General features: G+C 46.6%; 1 pseudogene. It reads right to left on the bottom strand.

Features of this window, described 5'->3' with window-relative positions:
• A pseudogene (locus AB4585_RS29425) lies at positions 1-326 on the bottom strand (pilus (MSHA type) biogenesis protein MshL); the annotation flags it as partial.

Here is a 326-nt window from a genome sequence, read left to right as displayed (position 1 = left end):
TCAGTAAGGTTAACCGTGATGCGCCCTTCTACATTAGGGTGAATCGCCGCACTAAACTCCGTGCCTTTTACTAAACTGGCAAAGAAAGCCTTAGCTTGCACGCCATTGGCTTGCACTCTAAAGCGCTTAATCGTTGGCTGGTCAGACGGAGACAATCCTTCAAGATCCGGCATCAGATCCGCTTGTACCGACTCTGGCAGTTCATCCAAACTTTTACTGTTGGCTTGATTAGCAGCTTCGTTCAAGGCTTGTTTTATCTCAACTGGATCCTTGTGCCCCATTGAGCACCCAGATAAAACTGCTATAACCATCCCTAGGAATATAAT

The sequence above is a fragment of the Vibrio sp. 10N.222.49.C9 genome, from assembly GCF_041474985.1.
Taxonomy (GTDB): Bacteria; Pseudomonadota; Gammaproteobacteria; order Enterobacterales; family Vibrionaceae; genus Vibrio; species Vibrio crassostreae_C.
The sequence above is the reverse complement of the archived record's forward strand: the minus strand, read 5'-3'. Positions and strand labels throughout refer to the sequence as shown.